The sequence below is a fragment of the Spinactinospora alkalitolerans genome (assembly GCF_013408795.1).
GTDB classification, from domain to species: Bacteria; Actinomycetota; Actinomycetes; order Streptosporangiales; family Streptosporangiaceae; genus Spinactinospora; species Spinactinospora alkalitolerans.
Genome location: NZ_JACCCC010000001.1, coordinates 4,604,144 through 4,627,736, shown reverse-complemented (window position 1 = coordinate 4,627,736; position 23,593 = coordinate 4,604,144). Strand labels below are relative to the sequence as shown.

Below are 23,593 nucleotides of genomic sequence, written 5' to 3'. Positions count from 1 at the left end.
CCGGCTCTTCGTCCCCCAGAGGAGGCAATCCCATGGCAGGCAGGATCCCCCGCCTGGCGGCGGTGCTCACCGCCGGGCTGCTCACCCTGGCCCTCGCCCCGGCCGCCAACGCGGCCCCGGCGCCGACGGGCCCGAAACCGCACCGGCTCTCCGGCGACGTCCGGGTGCACGACCCCGCCCTCGTCGCGGGCGGAGGCGGCGACGACTGGTACGTCTTCGGCACCGGCGACCCGGCGGTCTCCGACGGCAACATCCAGATCCGGTCCTCCCGCAACGGCAGGGAGTGGACCTACGAGGGCGCCGTGTGGGAGGAGAAGCCGGCCTGGCTGAGCGAGGAGATCCCCGGCGTCACCAACTTGTGGGCGCCCGAGATCCACGAGGACGACGGCACCTACTACCTGTACTACTCCGCCTCGACGTTCGGCTCCAACCGCTCGCTCATCGGGCTGGCCACCAACACCACGCTCGACCCCGACGACCCCTCCTACGAGTGGGTCGACCGCGGCAAGGTCTTCGAGACCCACTCCGGTGACGACTACAACGCCATCGACCCCGGCATCGTCGCCGACGCCGACGGCACCCGGTGGATGGCCTTCGGCTCCTACTGGAGCGGGATCCGCATGGTCCGGCTGGACTGGCCCAGCGGGAAGCCCGCCTCCGGAGCGGAGGTGCTGCACCTCGCCGACCGGCAGGAGCCGCCCAACGCGATCGAGGCGCCCTACATCGTGCACCGCGGCGACCACTACTACCTGTTCGTCTCCTTCGACGCCTGCTGCCAGGGCACCGACAGCACCTACAAGATCGCGGTGGGCCGCTCGGAGTCGGTCACCGGCCCCTACATCGACCGCGACGGCGTCCCGCTGCTGGAGGGCGGCGGCACCGTGATCCTGGCCGACCGCGGCTCCGACGTCGCCGCGGGCGGGCAGTCGCTCTCCGGCCCCCAGGGCAGACATGGCGAGTTCATCGCCTACCACACCTACGGCCCCTACGGCACCGACGGCGACTTCAAGCTCGGCGTCGAGCGCGTCCGCTGGGGCGCCGACGGCTGGCCCGCCCTGAGCGGCTGACCCTGGCCGGGGCGGTCCGCCCGCCCCGGCCCCCATCCCGACCACCCAAGGAGAGAGGACCACGTGCACAGCGCTTCCTTCACCCTCGACCCGGCCTTCACGATCGCCCCCGTCAACCGCCGCACGTTCGGCTCGTTCGTCGAGCACATGGGCCGCTGCGTCTACACCGGCATCTACGAGCCGGACCATCCCACCGCCGACGCCAACGGCTTCCGCCGCGACGTCTTGGACCTGGTCCGCGAGCTCGGGGTGGGCACGGTGCGCTACCCGGGCGGCAACTTCGTCTCCGGCTACCGCTGGGAGGACGGCGTCGGCCCGCGCGACCGGCGCCCGGTGCGGCGCGAACTGGCCTGGCACAGCACCGAGACCAACCAGTTCGGCCTGGACGAGTTCATCCGCTGGACCGCCGAGGCCGGCATCGAGCCCATGATGGCGGTCAACCTGGGCACGCGCGGCCTCCAGGAGGCGATCGACCTGCTGGAGTACGCCAACCACCCGGGCGGCACCCGCCTGTCCGACCAGCGCATCGCCAACGGCTCGCCCGATCCGCACGGCATCCGCATGTGGTGCCTGGGCAACGAGATGGACGGCCCCTGGCAGATCGGCCACAAGACCGCGCACGAGTACGGTCGGCTCGCCGCCGAGACCGCGCGGGCGATGCGGATGAGCGACCCCGACCTGGAACTGGTGGCCTGCGGCAGCTCCGGCTCGCAGATGCCGACGTTCGGGGCCTGGGAGGCCGAGGTCCTGGAGCAGACCTACGACCACGTCGACTACATCTCCCTGCACGCCTACTACCAGGAGCACGACGGCGACCTGGCGAGCTTCCTGGCCTCGGCCGCCGACATGGACCACTTCATCGAGTCCGTGGTGGCCACCGCCGACCACGTCCGCGCCCGGCTCAAGGCCGGGAAGCGCATCCAGCTCTCCTTCGACGAGTGGAACGTCTGGTACCAGAGCCGCTTCCACGACGAGGGAGCGCCCACGGACTGGCCGGTGGCGCCGCGGGTCATCGAGGACCGGTACAACCTCGCCGACGCCGTGGTCGTCGGCGGGCTGCTGATCTCACTGCTGCGCCACAGCGACCGGGTGACCTCGGCCAGCCTGGCCCAGCTGGTCAACGTGATCGCGCCGATCATGACCGAGCCGGGCGGGCCGGCGTGGCGCCAGACCATCTTCCACCCCTTCGCCGAGACCTCCAGGACGGCCAGGGGCGAGGTGCTGCGCGTGGAGCCGGTCGCCCCGGTCCAGGACACCGGCCGCCACGGCGAGGTGCCGGTGATCGACGCCGTCGCCACGCACGACCCCGAGAGCGGCGAGGCCGCGGTCTTCGTCATCAACCGCTCGGTCGACGAGCCCGTGACGCTCGACGTCGACGCGCGCGGCCTCGGCGCCGAGCGCGTCACCGAGTGCCTGACGCTCTCCGGCCCCGACGCCTACGCTGTCAACACCGCCGAGGCGCCCGACCGCGTGGTGCCCCGGGAGAACAAGGACGCCCGGCTGGCCGACGGCCGCCTCGACGTCGTGCTCCCGCCGGTGTCCTGGACCGTCGTCAAGCTCGCCGTCCCGCGGGGCTGACCTTCGACCCGGTCCGCCCGGGCGGTTTTTCCGGGCGGACCCACCAGGAGATGAGGACCATGAGAAGACTCCTGCACGCCGCGCTCGCCGCGGTGCTCCTGCTCCCCCTCGCGGCCTGCAACGGCGTCGGCGCAGCGGCGCGGGCCGAGGACAGGCCGCTGATCGGCGTCGCCATGCCCACGAAGTCGAAGGAGCGCTGGGTCGACGACGGCTCGAACATGGCCGGGCGGTTCCGGGACCTCGGCTACGACGTCGACCTGCAGTACGCGCAGGACGAACTGGAGACGCAGATCTCCCAGATCGAGAACATGATCACCAAGGGCGCCGACGCCCTGGTCATCGCCTCGATCAACGGGGAGGTGCTGACGGAGGTGACCCGGCAGGCCGCCGACCAGGGCATCCCGGTCATCGCCTACGACCGCCTGATCATGGGCACCGAGCACGTCGACTACTACGCGACGTTCGACAACTTCAAGGTCGGTGAACTGCAGGGCGGCTACCTGGAGCAGGAACTCGGCCTCGACGAGGGCGAGGGGCCTTTCAACATCGAGCTCTTCGGCGGCTCGCCCGACGACAACAACGCCTACTTCTTCTACGACGGCGCGATGTCGGTCCTGCAGCCCTACATCGACTCCGGCCAACTCGTGGTCCGCAGCGGCCAGACCGAGATGAACCAGATCGCCACCATGGGCTGGGACGGCTCCACCGCGCAGGCGCGGATGGACAACCTGCTCAGCGCCCACTACCAGGGCGAGCCCCTGCACGCGGTCCTCGCCCCGGCCGACTCGCTGAGCCTGGGCGTCATCTCCTCCCTCAAGAGCGCCGGCTACGGGTCGCAGAGCAAGCCGATGCCGGTCATCACCGGCCAGGACGCCGACATCTCCTCGGTCAAGTCGATCATCGCCGACGACCAGACCATGACGATCTTCAAGGACACCCGCGAGCTCGCCGACGTCGCCGTGAACATGGCCGACGCCCTGATCCACGGACGGGAGGTCGAGGTCAACGACACCGAGAGCTACGACAACGGCGAGAGGGTCGTGCCGTCCCAGCTGCTCGAACCGGTCGTCGTCGACCAGGACAACTACGAGGAGACGCTCGTCGACAGCGGCTACTACACCGAGGCGGAGGTGGCGGGATGACGACCGGCGCGAGCGGGCAGCGGGCCGAGGCGGGGCCCGGCGCGGGCGCCGAGGCGCCCGGCGCGCTGCTGGAGATGCGCGGAATCACCAAGGAGTTCCCCGGGGTGGTCGCGCTGGAGGGCGTCGACCTGAAGGTGCGCGACGGCGAGATCCACGCGCTCATGGGGGAGAACGGGGCCGGCAAGTCCACCCTGATGAAGGTGCTCAGCGGGGTCCACCCGCACGGCTCCTACAGCGGGGACATCCTGGTCGACGGCGCCGTCCGCGCGTTCAAGGGCACCAGGGACAGCGAGGCGGCCGGGATCGTCATCATCCACCAGGAGCTCGCGCTCGTCCCGCAGTTGTCCATCGCGGAGAACATCTTCCTCGGCAACGAGCAGGCCCGGTCGGGCGTGATCGACTGGAACCTGACGCTGGGCACGGCCCGGCGGCTGCTGGAGCGGGTCGGTCTGGACGAGGACCCCGGGCTGCCGGTGACCGGCCTGGGCGTCGGCAAGCAGCAGCTCGTGGAGATCGCCAAGGCGCTGTCCAAGGACGTCCGGCTGCTGATCCTGGACGAGCCGACGTCGGCCCTCAACGAGACCGACAGCGCCAACCTGCTGCGCCTGCTGGGCGAACTCAAGCAGCAGGGCATCACCTCGATCCTGATCTCACACAAACTGAACGAGATCACCCAGGTGAGCGACTCGGTCACCATCCTGCGCGACGGCCGGACCATCGAGACGCTGGACGTGGTCGCCGGCGAGGTGACCGAGGACCGGATCATCCGGGGCATGGTCGGCCGCGACCTCGACCACCGCTACCCCGAGCGCGAGCCCCGGATCGGCGCGACGCTGTTCGAGGTGCGCGACTGGTCCGTCGACCATCCGACGCAGCCGGGCCGGCGCGTGGTCGACCAGGTCGGCCTGCACGTCCGCCGCGGCGAGATCGTCGGCATGGCCGGGCTGATGGGCGCCGGGCGCACCGAGTTCGCGATGAGCGTCTTCGGCCGCTCCTACGGGCGCAAGGTGTCGGGCACCGCGCTGATGGAGGGCCGGGAGGTCCGGCTCGACAGCGTCGGCGACGCCATCGGCAACGGCATCGCCTACGTGCCGGAGGACCGCAAGGAGCTCGGCCTGATCCTCGGCGACGACATCCGGCGCAACATCACCCTGGCCGGGCTCGACCGGGTCAGCCGCGGCCGGGTGATCGACGACGGCCGCGAGGCGGTGCGCGCCGAGGGGCTGCGCACGGCGCTGAAGGTCAAGGCCCCCGACGTCTTCCAGGCCACGGGCAACCTCAGCGGCGGCAACCAGCAGAAGGTGGCGCTGGCCAAGTGGCTGTTCACCGAGCCGGACCTGCTGATCCTGGACGAGCCCACCCGCGGCATCGACGTCGGTGCGAAGTACGAGATCTACCTCATCGTCCAGCAGGCCGCGGCCGAGGGCAAGGCGGTGCTGCTCATCTCCTCGGAGCTGCCGGAACTGCTCGGCCTGTGCGACCGCGTCTACGCGATGAGCGAGGGCCGCATCACCGGGGAGGTTCCGCGCGACGGCGCCACACAGGAATCGATCATGAAGCTGATGACCAAGACGAAGGTGTCCCCATGACCGCCATACGCGACCTGTTCAGGAAGAACGCCAGGCAGTACGGGATGCTCATGGCGCTCGTGCTCATCGTGGTGCTGTTCGAGTTCCTCACCGGCGGACTGCTGCTGCAGCCGCTGAACATCACCAACCTCATCATGCAGAACAGCTACATCCTGATCCTGGCCATCGGGATGATGCTGGTGATCATCACCGGCCACATCGACCTGTCCGTGGGGTCGGTGGTCGCCTTCGTCGGAGCCGCGTCGGCGGTGATGATGGCCCAGTGGGGCCTGCCGGTCTGGCTCACGGTCGTCGCCGCGCTGGCCATGGGCGCCCTCATCGGGGCCTGGCAGGGCTTCTGGGTGGCCTACGTCCGCATCCCCGCGTTCATCGTGACGCTGGCCGGGATGCTGCTGTTCCGCGGGCTGACGCTGATCGTGCTGGACGGCCAGACCATCGCGCCGCTGCCGGCCTCCTTCCGGGTGCTCGGATCGGGCTACGTGCCCGACCCGTTCGGGGCGGGCGTCCACGTGCTGACCCTGCTCATCGGCGTCGCGGCCTCCGCGCTGCTGGTGTGGACCCAGCTCCAGGCCCGGGCGCGCAGCCGACGGCACGGGCTGCCGGTGAGCCCGCAGAACGCCTTCGCCGCCAGGATCGCCGCCCTCGTCATCGTCATCAACGTCTTCGCCTACGTGCTGGCCATCCACAACGGGATCCCGGTCGTGGGCCTGGTGCTGGTGGTCCTGATCGTCGGGTTCTCCTTCGTCATGAACAAGACGATCACCGGCCGGCACGTCTACGCGGTGGGCGGCAGCGAGAAGGCCGCGCTGCTGTCGGGCGTGCGCACCAAGCAGACGACGTTCTGGGTCTTCGTCACCATGGGCGTGCTCTCGGCGCTGGCCGGACTGGTGTTCATGGCGCGGCTGAACGCCGCCACCCCGGGCGCGGGCGAGATGTTCGAACTCGACGCGATCGCCGCGGCCTTCATCGGCGGCGCCTCGGCCACCGGGGGAGTGGGCACCGTCGTCGGCTCCGTCGTCGGCGCGCTGGTCATGGGCGTCATGAACAACGGCATGTCGCTGATCGGACTGGGCGTGGACTGGCAGCAGGCCATCAAGGGCCTGGTCCTGCTCGCCGCTGTGGCCTTCGACGTCTACAACAAGGACCACCTCGGCCTGCGCCGCGCCAGGCGCGGCGGCGCCGGGCGCTCGACGGCGGCCCCGCGGCAGCCGGACCCCGATGGCGCCGCGACCGAATCGGCCGCTCCGCCCGCCCCCGAAGACGCCCGCCGCTGAGGCGGCGGCAGACCCTTTCGGAGACTCCCCATGACGGAAAAACCCGAGACGGCCTCCTAGGTCGTGTTTTCCGAATCATTTCGGGCTCGCGGCCACCAGGCTGCCTCTCGCTGCGCCGATGTCGCTTGAACAGCCAACCAGGATGATCTACGCGAATCGTCTTGCGAGAGATTGCCTGGACGGCCGCTCGCTGACCCGAAAGCCTTCGTCAAACACTCCCTAGGGCCACGCGGGCCTGTCGGTCGTGCTCGCGGTACCCCGGGACGGCCCGGTGCGCCTGGCCGCGCTCACCGAGCGCGGCGGCGCCGGGTCCCCGGACGGCGATGCGGTGCCCTCCCCGCGCACGGGGAGGGCGAAGGCCCGCAAAGGCCGAGCAGAGCCAACAGTCCTCACCTCACCGAACAACACATCTAGCCCCGCTGCGGCCTCAGCCCTTCATGGCGCCGCCGAGGTTGAACCTGCCGCCCAGGGCCTTGGAGACCGCCACGTACAGGGCCACCACGGGCAGCGTGTACAGCAGCGAGTACGCGGCCAGCTCGCCGTAGCGCACCGAACCGTACTGGCCGAAGAACGAGTAGATGCGCACCGCGGCCGGCAGGTGGTCGGGGCTTTTCAGCAGGATGAACGGCACGAAGAAGTTGCCCCAGGTCAGCACGATCGTGAAGATGCCAACGACGGCCATGCCCGGGGCGATCAGCGGCGCGACGAGCAGCCGCAGCGACTGCCAGGCCGACGCGCCGTCCACCCAGGCGGCCTCCTCCAGCTCCATGGGGATGCCGTCCATGAAGTTCTTCGTCAGCCAGATCCCGAACGGCAGGCTGGAGGCGGCCAGGAACAGCATCGTGGCGAACCGCGAGTCCAGCAGCCCGGCCTGCACGAACATGCCGTAGACCGGGACCATGATCGCGGTGAGCGGCAGCCCGGTCGCGAACAGCACGGTGTACAGGAACGGCCGCCTGAACCGCAGGCTGTAGCGCGACAGCGGGTAGGCGGCCAGGGCGGAGGCGGCCACCGTGACCACGGCGGCGCCGCCGCACAGCAGCACGCTGTTCCACATCGGGACGTAGACGGTCTCCGGTGTCAGCACGGCGGCGAAGTTGTCCAGCGTGAACGCCGACGGCGGCGCGGCGCGCAGCGTCGCCTCGGCGTCGAAGGCCGCGAACACCATCCACAGCGACGGCAGCAGGAACACCAGGGCCAGCACGGCCAGCAGCAGATGGACCACCGCGCCGCCCGCCGCCTTCGCGGGTGAACTGATCGCCCGTGTCATCGCACCTCCTCCGGACGCAGCAGACGGACGTAGACCAGCGAGAACAGCCCGGCGACCACCAGCAGCGCGAGCGCGATCGTGGTGCCGTAGCCCAGGTCGCCGAAGTTGAGCGCCTCCTGGTACATCAGCAGCGGCAGCGTGGTGCTGCGCCCGCCGGGGCCTCCGCCGGTCATCACGAAGATCAGGGTGAACACCTGCACGGTCTGCAGCGTCACCAGCAGCAGCGTGGTGGCGATGGTGCGCCGCAGCAGCGGCAGCACCACGTGCCACAGCACCCGCCACCCCGACGCGCCGTCCACCCGGGCCGCCTCCTTGAGGTCGGTGGGCACCTCCGACAGCCCGGCGGAGTAGGTCATCATCGAGAAGGCGGTGCCCTTCCAGACGTTGGCCAGCACCACGGCCAGGATCGGCGCGGTGTACAGCCAGTTCTGCGGGGCCAGCCCCACCTGGTCCAACAGCGCGTTGAGCGAGCCCTCGCGCTCCAGGAACGCCACCCAGACGAATCCGGCCACGACCTCGGGCACCACCCAGGCGCCGACCACGATCGCGCTGACCGCCGTCCGCACGGCGGCGCCCCGGTTCTGCATCAGCAGCGCCAGCGCCAGCCCGAGCACCGTCTGGCCCACGACCCCCGAGCCGACCAGGAAGACCACGGTGACCACGGTGGCGTCGAGGAACTGCGGGTCGGTGAGCAGTCGCTCGATGTTGGCCAGGCCGACGAACTCGGTGTCGGCGGCCGCAGCGCCGGTCAGGGCCGCGTTGGTGAACGAGGCCCACACCGTCCACAGGATCGGTCCGGCGAAGAAGGTCAGCAGCAGGAACAGGGCGGGGGCCAGCGGGACCAGCCAGCGCGCGATCCCGGGCCGGCCGGGGCGGGCCGAGCGCGCGCTGCGGCGGGGCCGGGGCGCGCGCTGCGGCGCGGCGGCGGTGAGCGTCGACTCCATCGGCTCAGCCGCCCGAGGTCACGTTGTCCGCTCCGGCGATCCCCTCGACCTCCTGGGCGTAGGTCTCGGCGGCCTCGGCCGGGGTGGCCTCGCCCAGCATGACCGCCTCCATGGCCTCCTGGACCGCCAGCGAGATCCGCGGGTACTCGCTGTAGGCGGGGCGGAAGTGCGTCACGTCGACCAGCGCCGCGGCCTGCTCGGCCATGGGGGAGGCCTCCAGGAACTCGGGGGAGGAGGCGACGTCCTCGCGCACCGGGATCTGCCCGCCCTCGATCGCGAACTTGGTCGCGTTCTCCTCGTTCAGGGCGTGGCTCATGACCTCCCAGGCGAGGTCGGGGTTGGCCGACTGGGAGCCGAGTGCCAGCGTCCAGCCGCCCGACATCGAGGTGGCGCCGGGGTCCTGGCCGTTCTGCGTGGGCATCGGGGCGAACTCCATGACGTCCTGCCATTCGGGCCACGGCTTGTTCGCGCTCTCGATCCAGCTCTGGGTCACCCAGGAGCCGTCCAGGCTGATCGCGATCTCGCCCGCAGGGATGCGCTCCTCGTTGTTGAGCGTGGCGACGTTGGCGTTGAGGGCGTCGCGGGGGGCGAGGGCGAGGTCCTCGGAGTAGACCGTCTCGACGAACGCCAGCGCGTCCTCGAACCCGGCGCTCCCGGTGACCCACTTCCGCGCCTCCTCGTCGAAGAGGGCGCCGTCGGTTCCGCTGAGCAGCATCTGGAAACCCTGCATGGAGGACTGCTCGCCGGCCGGGGTGCCGGAGTAGACGTTGAGCGGGGTCACCTCCTCGCCCAGCTCCGACCTGATCGTGCGCGCGGTCTCCAGCACCTCGTCCCAGGTCCGCGGCTCCCACGGGGTGTCGACGCCGGCCTGGTCGAACAGTTCGGTGTTGTACCAGAGCCCCCGGGTGTCGGTGCCCAGCATCGCCGCGTAGCGTTTGCCGTCCAGCGCGGTCACCGCGGCGTCGGCCTGCTCGTTGTACTGCCCGGCGTCCTCCCAGGCCTCCCAGTACTCGTCCAGCGGGGCCAGGTAGCCGGCGTCGACGTCCTGGTTGATGGTGAAGCTGTCCTCGTAGATGATGTCGGGCGCCTCGGCGGCCGACTGGTTCATCAGGTTCACCTGGGTCTGGTAGTCCTCGGCGGGGGCCTCGATCGGGCGCAGTTCGACCGTGACGTCGGGATTCTGCCCCTCGAACTCCTCCTTCACCTTCGTGAACAGGTCGTCGGCCGCCTGGAAGGTGCCGAAGTCCTGGTAGGCGATGGTGACCGTGTTGGGGTCGTCCTGTGCGCCGCCGCCGCATCCGGCGGCGGCGAGGATCAGGGCGGCGGCGGCCGCGGCCGCGCGGGCCGCGCGGCGCTTCCGCCTGCCGACGGGCACTCGAGTCATGGGCGGTGGTCCCCTTACGTGCGGGCCCGCCGCGCGAAACGGCGAGCGGTCCTGGCGAGCCGGTCCGATCCCTTCGCAAGCGATGCGGCCCCGATCCCTGCCCGGACCGTCGCCGCAATGACGTGTGTCACATGGTTACTAAAATCCTTGGATAAAGGCAATGGATGAAGGCGGCCGATGGAGCGGCTCGGGGACCGGAGCGCCGCACATGCCAGGATGTATGGGGTACCAGGGGAGGAAAACCGCAAATGTCCACCGGCACCAACCTGCTCTGGCTCGGTGACTTCAACCAGAGCCTGGTCCTCGACGAGATCCGCCGCGCCGAGAACATCAGCCGCGTCGAGCTCGCCGAGCGCACCGCCCTCACCCCGCAGACGGTCTCCAACATCGTGCGCCGGCTGCTGGAGTCGGGACTGGTGCTGGAGGCCGGCCGGCGCTCCTCGCGCGGCGGCAAGCGCGCGACGATGCTGCGCCTCAACGCCGGCGCCTACTACGCCGTCGGCCTGCACATCGACCCCGCGCGCACCACGCTGGTGGTGACCGACATGCGCGGCCGGGTCATCGCGCGCAGCCGGCGCCGCACGCCGGTCGTGCACGGCCCCGCCCGGGTCATCAACGCCCTGGTCCGGGCGGTCCGGCTGCTGGTCGAGCGCTCCGGCGTGCCGGCCGAGCGCGTCCTGGGCATCGGCGTGGCCACGCCCGGCCCGATCGACTCCGGCGGCGGCTTCGTCGTGGAGCCGCCCAACCTGCCCGGCTGGCACAGCGTCCCGTTGCGGGAGGCGCTGGAGAGCGGGACGGGGCTGCCGGTCATCATCGACAACGACGCCACCGCCGCCACGATCGGCGAGCGCTGGTCCGGCGGCGTGCACCGGGCCGGGGACATGGCCTTCATCTACTTCGGCACCGGCATCGGCGGCGGCCTCGTCCTCGGCGACCGGCTCTACCGGGGCGCCTCATGGAACGCCGGGGAGATCGGGCACGTGACCGTCGAACCCGGCGGCCGCCCCTGCCCCTGCGGCAACGGCGGGTGCCTGGAGACCTACCTCGCACCGCACGCCATCGTCGCCGACGCGGCCCGGCGCAGGGGGGAGGAGCCGCCCGGCCTGCCCCGCGGCAGCGCGGCGGCCATCGAGTACTACGCGCGGGTCTGCCGCGCCGCGGAGTCGGGCGACCCCGAGGCCCTGGCCACCGTCCGCGCCGCGGCCGCCCACCTCGGCAGCGCCGCGATCGGGCTGCTCAACGTCGTCGACGTGCCCACCGTGGTCCTCGGCGGCTGGGGCATCTCCCGCGTGGGCGGCATCTACCGCAACGCGGTGGCCGAGGCCGTCTCCGCGCGCTCCATCGCCCGCGCGGTGCGCGGGCTGAGGGTCGAGACCTCCCTGATCGGCGACGACGTCGCGGCGATCGGCGCGGCCTCGCTGGTCCTGCACACCACCTACTCGCCCCGGTTCGCCCCGGCGCGCGGCTGACCGATGCCCGACGACCGGGTTCGCACAGGGGGCGGCCGTCGCTGTGCGCGCAAGCCGCCGGCGACGCAGCAGCCCGAGTCCTGAAACTCCCACCCCCGCCCCGCGAACGGCAGCGGTCGAGGTCCGATGAGCCGGACGGGCCGTCCACAGGGACCGGCCGGCCGCCTCCCCGCGCGCCGCGCGCGCCTAGACTTGTCTACTGTGGCCGGCCGAATTCGAGACGAAGACGTCGCGCTCGTTCGCGAGCGCTCACCCATCGCCGACGTGGTGGGGGAGTACCTCCAGCTCCGCAACGCCGGCGGCGGCTCCCTGAAGGGCCTGTGCCCCTTCCACGACGAGAAGTCCCCGTCCTTCAACGTCACCCCCGCGCGCGGCCTGTTCTACTGCTTCGGTTGCGCCGAGGGCGGCGACGTCATCGCGTTCGTGCAGAAGATCGAGCACCTGAGCTTCGTCGAGGCGGTGGAGAGCCTCGCCAGGGGCGCGGGGATCCAGTTGCGCTACGAGCAGGGCGGCTACGTCCCGCGCAACGAGCAGGGCCAGCGGCAGCGGCTGATCGACGCGCACAAGGCCGCGGCGGAGTTCTACGCCGAGCGGTTGCTGACCCCGGGCGCGCAGGAGGGGCGGCGCTTCCTCAGCGAGCGGGGGTTCTCCCGGGCCGACGCCGAGCGCTTCGGCGTCGGGTTCGCGCCGCCGGGGTGGGAGTCGCTCACCGGGCACCTGCGCGGCAAGGGGTTCAGCGACAAGGAGATCATCCTCGCCGGCCTGGCCAGCCAGGGGCGGCGCGGCCCCTACGACAAGTTCCGCAACCGGCTGCTCTGGCCGGTGCGCGAGGTGACCGGCGAGGTCGTCGGGTTCGGCGCGCGCAAGCTCGACCCCGACGACGACGGCCCCAAGTACCTCAACACCCAAGAGACGCCGATCTTCAAGAAGAGCCACCTGCTCTACGGGCTCGACCTCGCCAAGCGCGACATCTCCCGGGAGCGCCAGGCCGTCGTCGTCGAGGGCTACACCGACGTCATGGCCTGCCACCTGGCCGGGGTCGGCACGGCGGTGGCCACCTGCGGCACCTCCTTCGGCGAGGAGCACCTGAAGATCCTGCGCCGCATGCTGCTGGGGCGCTCGAAGTTCGGCGGCGAGGTCGTGTTCACCTTCGACGGCGACGCGGCGGGGCAGAAGGCCGCGCTGCGGGCCTTCGCCGAGGAGCACGGGTTCGTCACCGAGACCTTCGTCGCCGTGCAGCCCGACGGGCTCGACCCCTGCGATCTGCGCATACAGCACGGCGACGCCGCGATCCGGGACCTCGTGGCCGCGAAGAAGCCGCTCTATGAGTTCGCGATCCGCAGCGAGATCGAGGGGCACAACCTCGACACCCCCGAGGGCCGGATGGCGGCGCTGGAGGCGGCGGCCCCGATCGTCGCCGGCATCCGCAACGAGGGCGTGCGCAAGTTCTACGGCGTGAGCCTGGACAAGTGGGTCGGCCTCATGGACGAGCGGTTCGTGCTGCGCCGGGTCAACCAGCTCGCGCGCGGCGGCCGCCGCGGCGACCGGTCGGCGCCCCGTCAGCCCGCGGCGCCGCAGCAGGGCCAGGGCGCCCCCTACGACCTGCGCGACCCCTCCCTGCAGCGGGAGCGCCAGGCGCTCAAGATCGCCGTGCAGTACCCGGGCCTGGCGGCGGAGTTCGACCGGCTCGACGCCGAGGCGTTCTCCGTGCCGCAGCACCGGGCGATGTATGAGCTGATCCGGTCGCGGGGCGGGGTCGCGGCCGCCGACGACCCGGCGCAGTGGGCGGCGCGGTTGCGCGAGGCCGCCCCCAACGACGCCCAGCGCGGGTTGCTCACGCAATTGGCGGTGGAGCCGATCGAGATCTATGGAGAGCTCGACGAGCACTACGCCAATGAAATCCTGGGCACGATCAAAATTCATTCCATCAATCGCCAGGTCGCAAACCTGAAATCGCGCCTGGGACGGCTCGACCCGGTCGCCGAAGCAGCCGAATATCAGGCCGTTTTCGGCGAGCTCATGGCCATGGAGCAGCGCAGACGCACGATGCGGGAGCGTTCGGGGGGCGCGGCCTGACACGAGGGTGACAAAAGTAGTTCTCTCTGTTCCGCTGTATCAGCAGGCACACTGTAAGTGTGGCTCTTACGGTGCTGCCCAGCGAAATGCCACCGATCCGGCAGGTGGTGGAACTGGTCGCGGGCGCAGGATCCGGCGGTACGGTCTCCGTGGCCGACGTCGCCTCCGCCCTGGACCGGTTGGACGCCCCGCCCGAGGCCCTGGAACACGTGCTGCGCGACCTGGCCCGGCACGGGGTCGACGTCGTCGACCCGGCCGCCGATGACGCGCCGGCCCCGGCCGATCCGGGCCGGAAGGCCTCCACCAGCGACCTCGTACGCATCTACCTGCGAGAGATCGGCCGCGTTCCGCTCCTCACGGCAGAAGAAGAAGTGGAACTCGCGAAATCGATCGAGGCCGGCCTGTACGCGGAGCAGAAGCTCCACCAGGCCCGCCGCTCCCCGGTGCCGCCGCAGCTCTCCGAAGAGAGCATCGGCGACCTCGAAACGCTCGGCTGCGAGGGCGAGCGCGCCAAGCGCAGGCTGATCGAGGCCAACCTGCGGCTGGTGGTCTCCATCGCCAAGCGCTACATCGGCCGCGGCCTGCTGCTCATGGACCTGGTCCAGGAGGGCAACCTCGGTCTGATCCGCGCGGTCGAGAAGTTCGACTACACCAAGGGGTACAAGTTCTCCACCTACGCCACCTGGTGGATCCGGCAGGCCATCACCCGGGCCATAGCCGACCAGGCGCGCACCATCCGCATCCCGGTGCACATGGTCGAGACCATCAACAAACTGATGCGGGTCCAGCGCCAGATGCACCAGGAACTCGGCCGGGAACCCACGCCCGGGGAGCTCTCGCGGGAGCTGGGGCTGGGCGGTGAACGCGTCCAGGAGATCCAGCGCATCGCCCAGGAACCGGTGTCGCTGCAGGCGCCGATCGGCGAGGAGGACTCCGACTTCGGCGACTTCATCGAGGACTCCGACGCCGTGGCGCCGGTGGAGGCCGCGGCCTTCATCATGCTCCAGGACCACCTGGGCTTCCTGCTCGGGGCGCTGCCGGAGCGGGAGCAGCGCATCATCCAGTTGAGGTTCGGGCTCCTCGACGGCCACCCGAGGACCCTGGAGGAGGTGGGCCGGGAGTTCGGGGTGACACGCGAGCGCATCCGCCAGATCGAGTCCAAGACGCTGGCGAAGCTGCGCCACCCCTCGCGCGCCCGGATGCTGCGCGACTACCTGGAATGACGGCGGGCGGCGCCGACGGGGGGGCCGAACGCGGCGGACATGATCGAAGTTCCACGCTGACCACTGTCGGCCCGGACCGACCGGCGCCCGGAAGTCCGTGCGTTCACCCCGGTCTTCGGGCTACCTTTTGAGGTGATGCCCACGCATGACCGGCGCCGCACTCCGGAGGCCGGGGCCAGGCGCACCAGCGCACTCCTGGGGATCGTCGTGGCCGTGGTCCTCGGCGCCCTGTTCTTCAGCGCGTTCACGGTCATGGCCGACCGCACCGTCGGGTCCGGCGGCGGTACGCAGCGGATGGCCTACTTCGCCGACTGGAACACCGCCAACCGCGGGTACACGATCAAGGACGTCGACGACAGCGGCGCCGCCGAGCGGCTGGACCGGATCCTGTGGGCGTTCGGCGACGTCAGCTCCGAGGGGCTGTGCCACATCCCCGAGGACGCCAACCAGCCCTGGGAGATCTACCAGCGCCGCTACGACGCCGCCGACAGCGTCGACGGCGAGGCCGACACCTACCGGCAGCCGCTCGCCGGCAGTCTGAACCAGTTGCGCGAGCTCCAGGACAAGTACCCGGACCTCGCCGCGAGCATCTCGCTGGGCGGCTGGAACTGGTCGAGGTACTTCTCCGACGCCGCGGCGACCGAGGAGTCGCGCGAGCGGTTCGCGGCCTCCTGCGTCGACCTGTGGCTGCGCGGCGACCTGCCCCGGTTCGAGGGCGAGCCGCAGGGCGGCGACGGCGTGGCCGAGGGGATCTTCGACGGCATCGACCTGGACTGGGAGTGGCCCGGCGGCAGCGGCCACCCCGACAACGTGGAGCGCCCCGAGGACGGGCGCAACTTCACCCTGCTGGTGCAGGAGTTCCGGCGCCAACTGGACGCGCTGGGGGAGGAGACCGGCGAGGAGTACACGCTGTCGGCCTCGCTGTCGCACGACGAGGAGATCATGCGCGACGGCTACGAACCGGAGATCTTCGACTCCCTGGACTTCGCCACCGTGCAGGGCTACGACTTCGCCGGCTCGTGGAGCGAGACCACCGACCACCACTCCCAGCTCTACGCCCCCGAAGGCGCGTCCGACGACACCAGCGCGGACCTGGCCGTGCGCACCTACCTCGACCACGGGCTGCCGGCGGACAAGCTGGTGCTGGGCTTCCCCGGCTACGGCCGGGGCTGGCGCGGCGTGCAGCCGACCGGCTTCGGCCGCTACGCCCAGGCGCAGGGGGCGGCCGAGGGCGACTACGGGGAGGGCACCGACGCCTACGCCGTCCTCGAAGAGCGGGACGGCCAGCGGTTCTTCGACCCGGTCAACGGCGCCTACTGGATCTACGACGGCGACGAGTGGTGGACCTACGACACCCCCGAGATCGTCGCGATGAAGGGCGACTACGTCCTCGACAAGGGCCTGCGCGGCCTGGTGCTGTGGAATCTGGACATGGACCCGCGCGGCGAGCTGGTGGCGGCGATGGACGAGTCCCTGGCGGGGTGAGCCCGAGCGCCCCGGCGGCGGGCCCGTCCCCGTCCACCGCCGCCCCCGCGTTCCCCGTCTCCTCCGCCCTACGTCCGCTCCACCCGGCGCACGCCCTCGCCCGGCCGCCACATCCGGACCACGAGCCGGTCGTTCTCGACCGAGGTCAGCACGGCGTCGTCGAGCAGCAGCCGGAACAGGTGGAAGTCGCCGGGCGGCTGCCCGGGATCGCGGTAGCCCTCCTTCCCCTCGCCCTCCACCTCGACGGCCCGGCCGGACACCTTGGCGTCGCCGTCGGCCATGGACGAGGGGGCACCGGGGTTGGCGTGCAGCGCGAACCGCGGGTCGCGCTGCAGGTCGCGGGCCTTGACCGCGCCGGGCATCGAGCCGATCGTCAGATCGAGCCCGTGAAAGGCCGCCTCGGTCCCGCTGACCCGGGGCGATCCGTCCTTGCGCAGGGTGGCCAGTACGTGGTGCTCCGTCGCTGCGAGTCGCGCCCGTACGCCCTCGGCGAGCTCGGGCGCCTCCGCTGCGAACTGCTGCCATGTCGTCATGCGGCCAGTATGCGAGCCGTACCTGACACCTTCCGTCAGGTACGCCGATCCGGCCCTTCAGGCGCTGAAGCCGCGGGTCCAGAACCCGCAGGGCCGGGACCGACGAGAGACGGTGCCTAGATGCCCATCTGCTCCCTGAGGTCGGCCAGGGCCGCGGCGCTGCGGGCGCGCACGTCGGGGTCGCCGGGGTCGACGCCCTCGTCGAAGCGGAGGTGCCAGGTGATGTCGGCGCCGCCGGGCGGGCGGCGCGCCACCAGCCGGACGCCGCGGGGACCGTCGTCGCCCTCGGCGAGCGGGACGTGCCGACTGACCACGATCGTGGCGGTCACGCGCTCGAAGACGACCTCGGCCAGCGAGCCGGGCTCGGCCATCGCGTACGTCCGTTCGCCGAAGCCCTCCTCGGTGAAGACCAGTCCCTCCTCGGACCAGCGTGCCCGGTCCACCCGTTCCCACGGTGCGGCGTGCCCGTCGGGCAGGTGCAGCGCGCGGTCGGTGGCGACGAGGGGGCCGCTCGGGGAGGCCGCGTGGGCGAGCACGCGCTCGCCGCGCCCCAGCCGGGCGCGGACGTCATCGGGCAGCCGGTTCCGGCGCAACCATCCCATGCGGCCACGCTAGCGCGCGCAGGCGCGTGCGCGGATCAGCGGTGGGTGTCGCCCATCGGGGCGCCGTCGATCTCGGACCGGCGTACGGCCTCGGCCTCCTCCTCGCTCGGCCGGGCCAGGAAGTCCCGCAGCGACGTCACCGGCAGCCGCTCGGCGACCCTGCCGTAGGCGGTCCGGCCCGCGTTGCTCACCTGTGCGCCGACCAGGCCGGCGGTCTCCTGCACGGCGGGGCTCTCGGCGATCCGGCGGGCGGTGCGGGTGATCTGCTCGTAACGGGTCCTGCCGGCCTTGGCCCCGAGTACGTAACCGACGGCGAGTCCGGCGACGAAGGTGATCCGGTAGCGCATGTGGTCCTCTCGACGTCGAAGGTCGTTACGGGACCAAACGTTACCGGGTCGGTCCCGGCCGGGGCGGGTTTCGCCCGCGTGGAGTCCGGTGCCGCGGCCGGACCCGCGACGCGCTCGGCGACCGGAAATCCGTCACGAGCACCCCGCCGGATGCGCTAGTCTGTGTGTTGTCGCCGAGGGAGCACCCCGACGAAGGCGGCGACGAACGCGATCCCGCGTAGCTCAATCGGCAGAGCAGCCGGCTGTTAACCGGCAGGTTATTGGTTCGAGTCCAATCGCGGGAGCTTTTAAAGCCAGGCCGGGAGCCTGGCTTTTTGCGTTGGTGTCGGCGGCGACGGGGAGCGGTGTCAAGACCGGCTGCGGTTCGCCGTTACGGCCGGTGTTCTGAGCCGCTGCTCCGCTGAGAACATGTGAGGCGGGCTGACTGATGTTCGACGATCGGGTCCGCACAGGGGGTTGGCTGTCGCAGTGCGCGTAGCGCCGGCGGCATGGCGGGTCCGAGCCTTGAGAATCCACCCCGACCCGCGAACGCAGCGGTCAGAGTTCGGTGAGAGGCAACCCGGCCACGTCCGGACTTTCCGATGAAGAACGGACCGTTGGGCGGCTTCCATTCCAGGTGGAGCTCGATGCCGAAGATCCGCCGTATCCGCGGCACCGCGGTCCGACCCGGTCCGGTGCGCTCCGCCCTCGTCCCGCAATGGACGCACGGTGCAGCCGAATACCCATCGGATCAACGGCTCGCAAAAACCGGAGCGCGGTGGGAAGCACGGGGAGGGTGGGGACGGATCGGCGCGTCACCGGTGTGCGCAGGAATTCCCGGGTAAATCCGGCTTGTGAGCGCCGATGGCCCCGGCTAAGATGCTGAAAATCCGGATTTGGAAAAGAAGTGGCCATGGCGTTGCGATCGGGCGTGGCCGATCAAAGGGCCGGGTATTCGGAGACCGTCTCCACCGCCGTCCAGGGCTGCGGCCTTTTCCGTTTTTCCCGTGTAGGGGGAGCATGCCGTCGGGCGAGGACCCAACCAGGACTCCCGCGGCGCTGCTCCGTGCGGTCGCGGAGTTCGCCGAGAAGGCGGCCGGCCTGCGTGACGCCGCCGACTCGCTGACCCGAGGGGCGCAGCGGCAGCGGGAGTCACGCGTGGCCGATTCCGAACGGCGGCACGCGCGCGACGAGGCCGCGACCCGGGAGCGGATGGCGGCCGAGTTCGCGCGGGCGCGGACCGCGGCTCAGAACGCCGCGGAGGAACTGCTGCCGGAACCGTCCGCGCCGGCCGGTCTGCTGGACGCCGCCGAATACGTCGGGCTCGGGATCGCCACTCATGCGGGCGCCGGCGGCCGAGCGGACCAGAGCGTGCGCGTGCCCGCGCCGGTGCCGCTGCTCGACCACGGCAACCTGGTGATCGCGGGCGCATGGGACGACGACGTCGGCGGCCTCGTCCGATCCGTCGTCCGCCAAGCCCTGGAGCGCAGCGGACCCGGCCAGGTCGCGATCCGCGGTATCGATCCCGGGCTGCGCGCGGTGACCTCGGCCTTCGCGCCGCTGGCCAAGGTGAACGAGGATCTGCTGCCGCGCCCGGCGGGGACGGGGACCGACATCGAGCAGTCGCTCGCGGCACTGGTCGACGACATCCGGCAGACGGTGGACACGTTTCAAGGGCGCCGTACGACACTGGGGGAACTCCGGCGGCAGACGGGCCAGCCCGTCGGCGGTTACCAGCTGCTCGTCGTGTGCGACTACCCGCAGGGCTTCTCCGAAGACGCCGTCCGCAGCCTGGTGAGCATCATGCGCCAAGGCCCGGCCTGCGGGATCAGCACCATCCTGCAGTACGACCCCCGGATGCGGTGCGGGGGCACGGTCGACGACCAGTCCGACACGCTGGTCGAGCTCGGCAACGTGGTCGCGGCCACGTCTGGACGGTTCGAGCCCGGATGGCTGCCGGGATGGACGATCCAGCCGCCGCCCGCCGCCGATCTCGCGCCCGCCGTGACACGCATCGCCGAGCGCGCCAAGGCCGCGGAGGCACCGCACATCGACTTCCTCGAGCTGCAGCCCCGGCTGCCGCTGATGTCCGACTCGTCGGCCGAGCGGCTGGTGGCGACCATCGGCCGGGAAGGCCACGAACCGATTGAGATCGTCCTCGGCGACGACCGGGAGCAGCGGCACAACATCCTGGTCTCCGGGGCCGTCGGGCAGGGGAAGTCCAACCTGCTGATGGTGCTGGTGCACAGCCTTGCCATGCGCTACGCCCCGGCCGAGCTGGAGATGCACCTGCTGGACTTCAAGGAGGGCATCACGCTCGAGCCGCTCGGCCCGCGCCCGGGCAGCCGGTCATGGCTCCCGCACGCCAGGACCGTCGGGTTGAACAGCGACCGCGAGTACGGTGCGGCCGTGCTCGCCCATCTGGTCGAGGAGTTCGACCGCCGGGCCGCTCTCATCCGCTCCTACGGCGACGACCTCCTCAAGTACCGGCGGGCCGACCCGTCGCACGTGCTGCCGCGGATCGTGACGGTCATCGACGAGTTCCAGGTGCTGTTCGAAGCCGACGACGAAATCACCGAGCGTGCTCTCGCCGACCTCGAACGGCTGGCCAGGAAGGGGCGCGCCTACGGCATGCACCTCGTGCTGGCGTCCCAGACCCTGTCCGGTATCATCTCGATGCTCGCGAAGCAGGACGGGATCTTCGCGCAGTTCCCCGTCAGGCTGGCCCTGAAGAACTCCCCATCGGAGTCCCGGGCCGTGCTCGACCAGGAGAATACGGAGGCGTCCAGGCTGCGCTACCGCGGTGAAGCGGTGGTGAACCTGGAATCCGGCTCCGCCGAGGCCAACCGGCGGGCGACGGTGGCCTGGGCGGACGAGGCCAGGCTGCGGAGCCTACGCGAGCGAGTCTGTGCCCGGGTCGGCGACTCCGTTGCCGTCCCGGTCCTCTTCGACGGGTCGGCCGCCCAGCGGATATCGGGCGCGGTCGGCCGCCTCCACGAACTACGCGGCCGGCAACGGGCGGGCCGGGCCGCGCGCGTCGCGCTGCTCGGCACGGCGATCGACGTCGGGGTTCCCGCGGTGGGCTTCGCCCTCACCGATGACCACGGCAGGCACCTCGCCGTCGTCGGCGCGGGGGACTCGCGCTACTCGGGGGCCGCGAACGGCGGCGGGAACCAGGCGGTCGGGGCCGTGCAGGCCGCCGCTGTGAGTCTGGCACTGCAGCACCCCGCGCGAGACTGCGAGTTCGTCGTCCTCGACCTGCTGCCCGCGGAAACCTCCGACACGCTCGGCGTCGACGCCCTGGAGCGCACGCTGACCCGCCTCGGCGCGGGCGTGCTCCGCCTGGGGCGCACGAAGGTCGATCCCTACCTGCGGAAACTGCCGGGAATGCTGGAGGAGCGCCAAGCCGGGACTCCAGGGTCGAGCCTGTACGTCATCGGCCTCGGCCTGGACCGGCTGCGTCTGTCGCGGGAGTTCGACCTGTCGGGCGGTGGGGCCGCGACCCCGGCCGACGGTCTGCACGCGCTGCTCAAGCACGGCCCGCCGGTCGGCGCCCACCTGCTGGCGTGGTGGTCGAGCGTGCGCGTGATGAACGAGCACGTCGGCTTGGAGGCCCAGGACACCATCGACGGAATCCTGGGCCTGCGGATCAGCGGCCGGGACGTCCAGGACCTGTTCGGGCCACTGGTCACGTGGAACCCGCGGGGGCCGCGCGGCCTGCTGCACGACCGCACCGGGGGCGAGCCGACGACGATCGTCCCGTTCGGCCCGATCACCGAGGACGACGTCCGCGCGCTGACAGCGGAGCCGTGGGACGCATGAGCGAGGCATGGGATGCCTACCTGGCGGCCGCGGCCCGGATCAGTGGTGCGGAGGCCGAGCTCGAGCGGACTCTCACCGACCGGCGATCGGCGCATCGGCAGCGGCTCGACGAGGCTCACCGGCAGGCCGACGAACTGCGAGACACCGCCGGCCGCGCCGAGAAGCGGCGCCGTGAGCTGTGCCGTCGAGCCGAGCTCAAACTCAGGCCCTTGGGACTCGCGGACCGGCTGGAGATCGACGGCTCCGCCGATGGTGAGGCGCGTACCGACACCGAGGCGGTCGCCACGGCGCTCGACGAGGCGGAGCGGGCCTTTCAGGAGCTGACGCGCAAAGTCGGCGCCGAGGAGCGCAGGAGAGCCGCGGCGAGGAACGCGCGGGTCCGCGCCGACATGCGCCGGACATGCGCTTTGCGGACCGCCGCCTTCCTGGCCGCGGTCGCGCTCGTGATCGCCGTGGTCGTCGTCCTCGCCGTGTTCGTCATCCGCCGGCTGACCCCGCCGGAGCCGCTCCGTTCCGACACGGCCAGGGAAGCCGCGGACGTCGCCGTCGAGGCCTACAACACGGCCGACGCGGACATGCTCGCCGGCATCGCCTGCGGCAGCGTCGGACGCGGAGACGTCGACATCCCGGAGGGGCTCGCCGTCGAGGCCGCCGAAGAACCGGACGAATCCGGCGACGGCGCCCGGCTGGCCTTCGAGGCGACGGTTCCCGGTGAGCCGGAGACGCGGGAGGGCGTGTTCGTCTTCTCGGCGGACGACGGCGGATGGTGCCTCTCGGAGGTCAGATTCTGATCGAGTTTGTCGGTTTCCGAAGAAGGGTGCAGAAATGTCGCAGTTGTCGCAGTTGAAGGCGCACGTCGCTTCCTTGGCCGCGGAGGCCGATAGGACGGCGGGCGCACTGGCTGCCTACGGTGGCCGGTTCTCCGGGGAGGTGGCCAAGGTGTCGGCGACGGTCGGCGGATCGGCCCAGAAGGTCGACCAGGAGATGATCGCGACCCTCCAGGCCGCCCAGAAGGAGGTTGAGCAGGCGGTGCTGGCGCTGCGGCAGGCGGCGAGGGTGGCGAACAGGTATGCGGCCGGGATCTGACCCCGATGGCAGGCTCGGAACTGGAGAGACTCGCCGCGGCCGTGCGGCGGCTCGGCGCTGACGCCGAGCGGTTGAACGCGGACCTGGCGGAAAGGCGGCGGCGCATCGCATCGGTCGCTGCGGCGCTGCAAGGCCAGGCGAGGTATGCGGCTCCGGTGTCGCTGCGGGGTCATCCGACGCTGCGTGAGGCCGCGCAGTGGGCGGGGGCGGCGTCGGATCGGCTCGACAGGGCCCTGAAGGCGCTGGAGTGCTTCGCCGACAACGCCGACGGCTACGCCGCCCGCCTGGCGGCGGGAGGCGGCTCCGCCGGGTCGGTCCCATCGGGAACGAGCGGCCGAACGTCGACGGACGGTGCCGGCGGAGGCGGGGAGGAGACGCCGAAGCCGGTGGGCGGGCCGCGGCACAAGGGGGAGGGGCCGAGGTATACGCGGGGGGACGGGCCGAAGGTGGAGCCTCGGCACAAGCGGGGGAAGCCGGCGGGGCTGGATCGGTTTCTCGCTGCTGAGGAGCGTCTGTACGAGGGTGCCACCGCGCCGGTGGGGCAGCTCGCCGGCAGGGCGTCCAGTCTTGCGGCGGACATCGTCGACGTGCTGGAGACGGGGATGCCCGCTGCGGCCGAACTGCTGAGGAACCTCAGAAAGATGCCGCACTTCTATGCCTATGTCCGGATCGAACTATGGAATCGGATCAGGCGGGAGAACGACGAGGACACCTCGGGATGAG

19 protein-coding genes and 1 tRNA gene are annotated in these 23,593 nt (G+C 71.2%); 14 read left to right on the top strand and 6 right to left on the bottom strand.

All coding sequences use genetic code 11. The annotated features are described in order from the left end of the window. The first annotated feature begins 32 nt into the window (after positions 1-32). From HDA32_RS20535 to mmsB, 5 genes are all read left to right on the top strand, one after another. Entirely contained in the window at positions 33-1,067 is a 1,035-nt protein-coding gene (locus HDA32_RS20535; RefSeq protein ID WP_179644762.1) for an arabinan endo-1,5-alpha-L-arabinosidase, read from the top strand. 63 nt (positions 1,068-1,130) lie between these two features. Further along, a complete protein-coding gene (gene arfA / locus HDA32_RS20530; protein WP_179644761.1) occupies positions 1,131-2,645 on the top strand; it encodes an arabinosylfuranosidase ArfA in 1,515 nt (504 codons plus the stop codon). Positions 2,646-2,704: 59 nt separating this feature from the next. Further along, a complete protein-coding gene (gene chvE / locus HDA32_RS20525; protein ID WP_179644760.1) occupies positions 2,705-3,787 on the top strand; it encodes a multiple monosaccharide ABC transporter substrate-binding protein in 1,083 nt (360 codons plus the stop codon). 74 nt (positions 3,788-3,861) lie between these two features. Beyond that, positions 3,862-5,376 (top strand): multiple monosaccharide ABC transporter ATP-binding protein, encoded by a 1,515-nt coding sequence (gene mmsA / locus HDA32_RS20520; protein ID WP_179646830.1) that lies wholly within the window; start codon positions 3,862-3,864, stop codon positions 5,374-5,376. Then, positions 5,373-6,650 carry a multiple monosaccharide ABC transporter permease gene (mmsB, locus tag HDA32_RS20515; RefSeq protein WP_246334434.1) on the top strand — a complete coding sequence of 426 codons (1,278 nt, stop codon included), beginning with the start codon at positions 5,373-5,375 and terminating at the stop codon, positions 6,648-6,650. Before mmsA ends, mmsB begins: the two co-directional genes overlap by 4 nt. A 427-nt stretch (positions 6,651-7,077) precedes the next feature. Here mmsB and HDA32_RS20510 read toward each other — a convergent pair whose 3' ends face one another. From HDA32_RS20510 to HDA32_RS20500, 3 genes are read right to left on the bottom strand one after another with little or no spacing between them, the layout of a single operon-like run. After that, positions 7,078-7,920 carry a carbohydrate ABC transporter permease gene (locus HDA32_RS20510; protein WP_179644759.1) on the bottom strand — a complete coding sequence of 281 codons (843 nt, stop codon included), beginning with the start codon at positions 7,918-7,920 and terminating at the stop codon, positions 7,078-7,080. Next, positions 7,917-8,864, bottom strand: a complete 948-nt coding sequence (locus HDA32_RS20505) for a carbohydrate ABC transporter permease (protein WP_179644758.1) — start codon at positions 8,862-8,864, stop codon at positions 7,917-7,919. Before HDA32_RS20505 ends, HDA32_RS20510 begins: the two co-directional genes overlap by 4 nt. Positions 8,865-8,868: 4 nt before the next feature. Beyond that, on the bottom strand, positions 8,869-10,248 hold the full coding sequence (locus HDA32_RS20500) for an extracellular solute-binding protein (RefSeq protein ID WP_179644757.1): 1,380 nt from the start codon (positions 10,246-10,248) through the stop codon (positions 8,869-8,871). A 248-nt stretch (positions 10,249-10,496) separates the two neighbouring features. Between HDA32_RS20500 and HDA32_RS20495 the strand changes: the two genes are divergently transcribed. The 4 genes from HDA32_RS20495 to HDA32_RS20480 all read left to right on the top strand — a co-directional run bounded on the left by HDA32_RS20495 (position 10,497) and on the right by HDA32_RS20480 (position 16,501). Continuing rightward, entirely contained in the window at positions 10,497-11,717 is a 1,221-nt protein-coding gene (locus HDA32_RS20495; RefSeq protein WP_179644756.1) for an ROK family transcriptional regulator, read from the top strand. A 201-nt stretch (positions 11,718-11,918) separates the two neighbouring features. Beyond that, positions 11,919-13,793 carry a DNA primase gene (gene dnaG, locus HDA32_RS20490; RefSeq protein WP_179644755.1) on the top strand — a complete coding sequence of 625 codons (1,875 nt, stop codon included), beginning with the start codon at positions 11,919-11,921 and terminating at the stop codon, positions 13,791-13,793. An 86-nt stretch (positions 13,794-13,879) separates the two neighbouring features. Continuing rightward, the gene (rpoD, locus tag HDA32_RS20485) at positions 13,880-15,016 is read left to right on the top strand and encodes an RNA polymerase sigma factor RpoD (protein ID WP_246335143.1); all 1,137 of its coding nucleotides are present in this window, start codon (positions 13,880-13,882) and stop codon (positions 15,014-15,016) included. A gap of 135 nt (positions 15,017-15,151) precedes the next feature. Then, entirely contained in the window at positions 15,152-16,501 is a 1,350-nt protein-coding gene (locus tag HDA32_RS20480; protein ID WP_179644754.1) for a glycoside hydrolase family 18 protein, read from the top strand. 68 nt (positions 16,502-16,569) lie between these two features. Here the strand turns inward: HDA32_RS20480 and HDA32_RS20475 are convergent, their stop codons facing one another. The 3 genes from HDA32_RS20475 to HDA32_RS20465 form a co-directional block, all read right to left on the bottom strand. Continuing rightward, a complete protein-coding gene (locus HDA32_RS20475; protein WP_179644753.1) occupies positions 16,570-17,034 on the bottom strand; it encodes a pyridoxamine 5'-phosphate oxidase family protein in 465 nt (154 codons plus the stop codon). A 116-nt stretch (positions 17,035-17,150) separates the two neighbouring features. Continuing rightward, entirely contained in the window at positions 17,151-17,636 is a 486-nt protein-coding gene (locus tag HDA32_RS20470; RefSeq protein WP_179644752.1) for a hypothetical protein, read from the bottom strand. A 35-nt stretch (positions 17,637-17,671) separates the two neighbouring features. Continuing rightward, on the bottom strand, positions 17,672-17,983 hold the full coding sequence (locus tag HDA32_RS20465) for a hypothetical protein (RefSeq protein WP_179644751.1): 312 nt from the start codon (positions 17,981-17,983) through the stop codon (positions 17,672-17,674). A gap of 211 nt (positions 17,984-18,194) precedes the next feature. Here HDA32_RS20465 and HDA32_RS20460 point away from each other — a divergent pair. The 5 genes from HDA32_RS20460 (at position 18,195) to HDA32_RS20440 (ending at position 23,592) form a co-directional block, all read left to right on the top strand. After that, positions 18,195-18,267, top strand: a tRNA-Asn gene (locus tag HDA32_RS20460). 715 nt (positions 18,268-18,982) lie between these two features. Further along, positions 18,983-21,784, top strand: coding sequence for an FtsK/SpoIIIE domain-containing protein (locus HDA32_RS20455; RefSeq protein ID WP_179644750.1), 2,802 nt, complete (start codon positions 18,983-18,985; stop codon positions 21,782-21,784). Beyond that, a complete protein-coding gene (locus HDA32_RS20450) occupies positions 21,781-22,575 on the top strand; it encodes a hypothetical protein (protein WP_179644749.1) in 795 nt (264 codons plus the stop codon). The genes HDA32_RS20455 and HDA32_RS20450 overlap by 4 nt, the downstream gene beginning before the upstream one ends. Positions 22,576-22,609: 34 nt before the next feature. Beyond that, positions 22,610-22,870, top strand: a complete 261-nt coding sequence (locus HDA32_RS20445; RefSeq protein WP_179644748.1) for a hypothetical protein — start codon at positions 22,610-22,612, stop codon at positions 22,868-22,870. A 5-nt stretch (positions 22,871-22,875) separates the two neighbouring features. Then, positions 22,876-23,592: a hypothetical protein gene (locus tag HDA32_RS20440; RefSeq protein WP_179644747.1), complete on the top strand. Its 717-nt coding sequence runs from the start codon at positions 22,876-22,878 to the stop codon at positions 23,590-23,592. Position 23,593 lies beyond the last annotated feature (1 nt).